We start from the raw sequence: 4,879 nt of genomic DNA on the forward strand, positions 1-4,879 counted from the left end.
CAGGCCGGGCCCGGCAGTCTGCGCGTCGCGCTCGTCCTGGCGGTCGCGGTGCTGCTGCTCGCCGCGGCAGCGATGTTCGCTGTGTATTTGCTTCATATCCGTGGCGGCGCCGGGCATTCCGCGCATTCCGGGCGTCCGGTGATCTCGGAGATCCGGCTCACCGGAGCGACCACCGGCACGGTGCTCAGCTGTCCGACCGAGCGCATCGGTGATGTGGTGCGCGGGGCGGAGCCGGGCGGCACGGGCTCCGGGCCCGACGCGATCATGTGGTTCCAGCACGCCTACTACGTCGACCGTTCCGCCGAACGCGCCCGTGAGGTCGTCGCGCCGGACGCGAGAATTCCTGCGGCGGAGGTGATCCAGCGCGGCATCGACTCGGTCCCCCCGGGGACCGTGTACTGCGTGCGAGTGGCGCCGTCCGGGGATTCCAGGTATTCGGTGGAGGTCACCGAACAACGGCCGGGAGGCGCGCCCGCGACCTACGGCCGGCAGACGGTGACCACCGAGGTCGTCGGCGGCCGCACCCTGATCACGGGAATCACGGCCGGTTAAGAGGAGAGCTGAGACGATGGGACAGGACTGGAGCCAGTGGCTCGACGAGACGCCCGAGACGGGCGACCCGGCGGGTTCGCGTACGCGTGACAGGGCTCCGGTGGTGCGGTTACGCCGGAGCCGGCGTGAGAACGGCGAGGGTGATCTGCTGCCGCGGCCGATTCTGGTGGTCGGCGGCTGCGGCGGTGCGGGTACCACGACGACGGCCCTGGGCCTGGCCGCGGAACTGGCCTCGGGCGGCCTGCCGACGGTCGCGGTGGACGCGACGTCCTCGGGCAGCGATCTGGCACTGCGCGGCGCGGACGAACATCTGAGCCCGATCAGCCTGCAGTCCTGGCTCTACGGCCGCGGCGACGACGAGCCCGCGCCGCTGAAGGAGTGTCTGTCCCTGGCGAGTTCGGGCATCGGCCTGCTCTGGCGCGACGCCGCGCCGCTGCGTCGCCGGGCGACCTACCTGACCGTCGCGCGGGCGATGGCCGAGGCCGGGCACACCCCGGTCTACGACGGCGGCAGTCCGATCGCCGCGCGGCATCTGCGTCCGCTGCTCGAAGATGCCGATATCGCGCTGGTGCTGGCGATTCCGGCGCGCGCCGACGCGGCCAACCGGCTGCGGGTGACCTTGGAATGGCTGGACGACGAGTTCGGCGGCCAGACCGAGGGCCAGGGCGGCGGGATCGTGGGGGACACCACGATCGTGGTGTCCCATCAGCTGCCCGGCGACAGCGCTCCGGTGGCGAAGCATTTGCGTGAACATCTCAACGGATGGGTCCGCGACATCCGCGAGATCCCCTACGACCAGCATCTGGCACGCGGAGAACTGGTGCGACACAACGCACTTGCCGCCGAAACACGCAGGGCTTATCGCACCCTGCTCGCGGGGGTGGCATCATGACCGCGGCCATGAAGGAAAGTCGCAAACCATCGGAAACCCCCGAGCGGGCCGACCAGCCGACGGGGGCCGCGGGCGTCGTCGCACCGCCGGAGAATCGTCGCGCGCCCATCTGGGACCGGCCCGTCCCCGGCGCCGGACGCGCGCCGCTGGTGTGGTTGCTCGGTGTCCACGGCGGCGCCGGCGCCAGCACCCTCGCGCACGTGCTCGCGCCCGCGGCGGACTCGCATCGGCGCTGGCCGGGTGTCTTCGATCGCGAGTCCCCCTACGTGGTTCTGCTTGCGCGCGAGACGATTTCGGGGCTGACCCGGGCGCACGACCTGCTGCGTCAGCATCATGCCGGCCTGGCCGGAACCTGCCAGGTGCTCGGGCTGATCACGGTGGCTGCCCGGCCGGGCCGCATTCCGGCGGAGATCCGCCGTTACCGCGACGTGGTGGGCTCACTGGCCGGACCGGTCTGGCAGGTGCCGTGGTACGAGGAGTGGACGCTGGTCGAACCCGAACAACTGCCGGTGTGGTCGCCCAGCGATCCGCCGCCGCAGCAGAGCAAACGCAAGCTCGATCCACTGCACGAGGTTCCGCACGACGTGGACCAGCTGGGTGCGGGTATAGTGGCTCTGATTCGTGAAAAGGTAAGCACCGCTTCACATTTCGAGGAAGAGGGCATGCGATGACCGTGCACTCTCGGACGCCGCTGGGCGGGTGGCGACTTGGCGCGACTGACGGTGTACCCCCGGTACACGGCTTTGTTTTCGGTTCACCTATTGAAGAAGGATGCTCGATGAGTACCATCTTGCTCGCTGTGCACGAGACGTACAGCGCTGTCCTCGCTCAGGTCGGTAACCCGACCCCGGAGGCCCCGCCCGCCTCGGACAAATTGCTGAAACTGGTCCGTTACTTCACCTGGTTCGTGCTGCTCTCGGGCATTCTGGGCATCACCTACGCGGGTGGCCGGTTCGCCTGGGAGAAGTGGACCGGCGGCGGTCTGGAGTCGCCGAAGATGGTGGCCGGCGCCATGATCGGCGGAATCATCGCCACCAGCGCCGGGACCATCATGAACGCAGCCATCGGATCATAGGGGCGTGGCGCCCGTGCTTGCCTACAAACAGATGCCGGCCGACGTAGTCGCGCCGTTGATGCAGCTGATCGATTGGCTGCTCTGGGTGGTGCTGTTGTTCTGCCTTGCCTGGCTGATCATCTCGGCGGGGCGCCTGTGGTCGGCGATGCGCGACGACATGGCGATCAACGACGCGTCGCACGGCATCGTGATGAGCCTGGTCGGTGCGATCGTGGCCTCGTCCGCAAGCGCGATCGCCCTGACCTTCCTGCCGACATGAAGGACAAGGATGCGGACTCGGACCGCGGAATCTCCTTCGGCGGCATCGCCTCCGCGGCGGTGCTGGCGCTGATCGTGGTCGTCGGGGTGTTCATGTACGTCAATCACGGCGGTTCGCGCAATGGCGGCGGCCAGGCCGCGGCTCCCGGTGCGCCGTCACCGGCGGCGGGTTCGAACGCGACCGGTTTCGCCGCGCCCGCGGTGGACGTGTTCGGCCGCCGGGTGGATGTACCGAACAACCCTGCCGGACAAGTACTTCCGCAGGATCCGGGCAAGGAACACAAATCGAGCGATCAGGACTGGCTGACGGCGGCTCCGACCGGGATCACCGCACCGCACGGCTGGCAGCGGGTGTTCGGCGCCTCGGTGCCGTTCTCCACCAGCGACGGTCCGACCCGGATCACCGACGGCCTGGCCACAGGGTTTTCGCATACTCCGCAGGGCGCGGTGCTGGCGGCGGCGCAGATCACCTACCGGCTCAACGCGCGTCCGGCCGACCGGGACCTGTACGTGCATCAGGTCAAGGCCAGCGCACAGCAACTCGCCGCGTACGACAAGGCGCGTTCGGCGGGACGGCTGCCCGAGCAGCAGCCCGAGCAGGTGACGCGATATCTGGTGGCGCCGGACGCGTTTCAGATCGAGAACTATGCCGACGACATGGCCATCGTGCGGCTGGCCGCACGCGGCCCGGTCAACGACGGCAAACAACTGTGGGCGGCGGTCCGCCTGGTCATGGTGTGGGACAACGGGGATTGGCGGCTGAAGCCGACCGACGCCTCGGGTTCGCAGACCGAGTACGTGGACTCGCTGGATGGGTGGACTAAATGGTGAGCGCAGCGGCGAGCAGGGGATGTGATGGGACGTTGACGACAGTGCTACCGGCCGCGCCGGCCGGCCTGGATGGCGGCACTTCGACGCACCGAGGGGTGAATCATATGATCAGGCGCCTCGTCACGATTCTCGCGGTGGTCTTCACCGTCATGATCGCGACGCCCACCGTGGCGTACGGGCAGACCTACGGATTCGACCAGACCTGCAACCAGATTCACGACGATCTCGACAATATGGGACTGCCCGGGGTTTCCCTGGGCGATGCGGCCTCGGCGGCCTGTAAGGGCGCCAATGCCGCCACCCATCCCGACAACGCCGCCACCGCGGTGCGCGACAAGGCCTGGGATTCCACCTTCGGCAAGGTGGTCGACTCGCTGATGAGCGGTCTGGGGCAGGCGCTGATCATGGCCCTGACCTTCTGGATGAAGGTGCCCAACGAGCGGCTCAGCAACGGCGGCCAGCTGTTCCAGAAGATCAACGACTACACCTATCAGGCGCAGATCCTGCTGCTGATCGTCTCGATCATCCTGTCCGGAGTCAGACTCGCCGAGGCCAGACGCGGTGCGCTGATATCCGAAGCGGCCGAATCGTTCAAGATGTTCGCCCGGGTGGTGTTCAGTTCCTGGATGCTGGGCGCGGTGATCGTCGCGGGCACCCAGGCCTCGGATCGCTTCTCCGCGTGGGTGATTCAGGACGCGACCAACGGCCAGGCGAAGAACATCGCCGAGTTGATGGTGAAAACCAGTAAACTGCAGGCGTTCTCGCCCGGTCTGGTGCTGATCATCGCGATCGTGGGTCTGCTCGGCGCGCTGGCGCAGATCGTCCTGGCGATCGTGCGTCAGGGCATGCTCGTGGTGGCCGCGGGGGTGCTGCCGCTGGCCGCCGCCGCATCGGGCACGAATATCGGTAAGCAGTCCTACTCGAAGCTGCTGAGCTGGATCATCGCGTTCATGCTGTGGAAACCCGTGGCGGCGATCGTCTACATGATCGCCTTCCTGGCCGCGGGAAGCACCGACGAAACCACCTCCACCGGAGGGCTTCCCGATGCGGATCAGGCACAGCGCATGCTGGTGGCGATCGTGCTGCTGGGCAGCGTCGCCTTCGTCCTGCCCGTGCTGATGCGCCTGGTCGCCCCGGCGGTCGGCATGGTCGGAAACGGCGGATCGGGTCTGGCCGCAACCGGTGGCGTGGTTCTGGGTGCGATGGCGCTGGGCGCGGTCGGCACCAAGGCGGTCGCCATGCGCGGTACCGCCGCCTCGGGGGCGCCCGGA

General features: G+C 68.1%; 7 protein-coding genes. All 7 read left to right on the forward strand.

Annotated elements, in window-relative coordinates:
• Positions 1-552 (forward strand): DUF8176 domain-containing protein (locus NM2_RS50130; protein ID WP_501193634.1); only part of this gene is annotated, 552 nt, incomplete at its 5' end.
• Between the two features lie 16 nt (positions 553-568).
• A complete protein-coding gene (locus NM2_RS09135; protein ID WP_067666610.1) occupies positions 569-1,444 on the forward strand; it encodes a MinD/ParA family ATP-binding protein in 876 nt (291 codons plus the stop codon).
• Complete coding sequence (locus tag NM2_RS09140) at positions 1,441-2,115, forward strand: hypothetical protein (protein ID WP_067666612.1); 675 nt, start codon at positions 1,441-1,443, stop codon at positions 2,113-2,115. Before NM2_RS09135 ends, NM2_RS09140 begins: the two co-directional genes overlap by 4 nt.
• Before the next feature lie 107 nt (positions 2,116-2,222).
• On the forward strand, positions 2,223-2,519 hold the full coding sequence (locus NM2_RS09145) for a hypothetical protein (protein ID WP_067666614.1): 297 nt from the start codon (positions 2,223-2,225) through the stop codon (positions 2,517-2,519).
• A 4-nt stretch (positions 2,520-2,523) separates the two neighbouring features.
• Positions 2,524-2,778 (forward strand): hypothetical protein, encoded by a 255-nt coding sequence (locus NM2_RS09150; protein ID WP_245717921.1) that lies wholly within the window; start codon positions 2,524-2,526, stop codon positions 2,776-2,778.
• The gene (locus tag NM2_RS09155) at positions 2,775-3,608 is read left to right on the forward strand and encodes a DUF8175 domain-containg protein (protein WP_067666616.1); all 834 of its coding nucleotides are present in this window, start codon (positions 2,775-2,777) and stop codon (positions 3,606-3,608) included. Before NM2_RS09150 ends, NM2_RS09155 begins: the two co-directional genes overlap by 4 nt.
• Positions 3,609-3,712: 104 nt before the next feature.
• Positions 3,713-4,879, forward strand: a 1,167-nt coding sequence (locus NM2_RS09160; RefSeq protein ID WP_067666619.1) for a hypothetical protein, incomplete at its 3' end; no start/stop codon positions are given.

Origin of the sequence: Nocardia miyunensis NBRC 108239 (genome assembly GCF_001613065.1) — a bacterium.
GTDB classification, from domain to species: Bacteria; Actinomycetota; Actinomycetes; order Mycobacteriales; family Mycobacteriaceae; genus Nocardia; species Nocardia miyunensis.

Bases quoted from the DNA above. Each gene is read 5' to 3' on its own strand.
- NM2_RS09135 (WP_067666610.1), top strand. From the start codon at position 569: ATGGGACAGGACTGGAGCCAGTGGCTCGACGAGACGCCCGAGACGGGC.
- NM2_RS09155 (WP_067666616.1), top strand. From the start codon at position 2,775: ATGAAGGACAAGGATGCGGACTCGGACCGCGGAATCTCCTTCGGCGGC.
- NM2_RS09140 (WP_067666612.1), top strand. From the start codon at position 1,441: ATGACCGCGGCCATGAAGGAAAGTCGCAAACCATCGGAAACCCCCGAG.
- NM2_RS09145 (WP_067666614.1), top strand. From the start codon at position 2,223: ATGAGTACCATCTTGCTCGCTGTGCACGAGACGTACAGCGCTGTCCTC.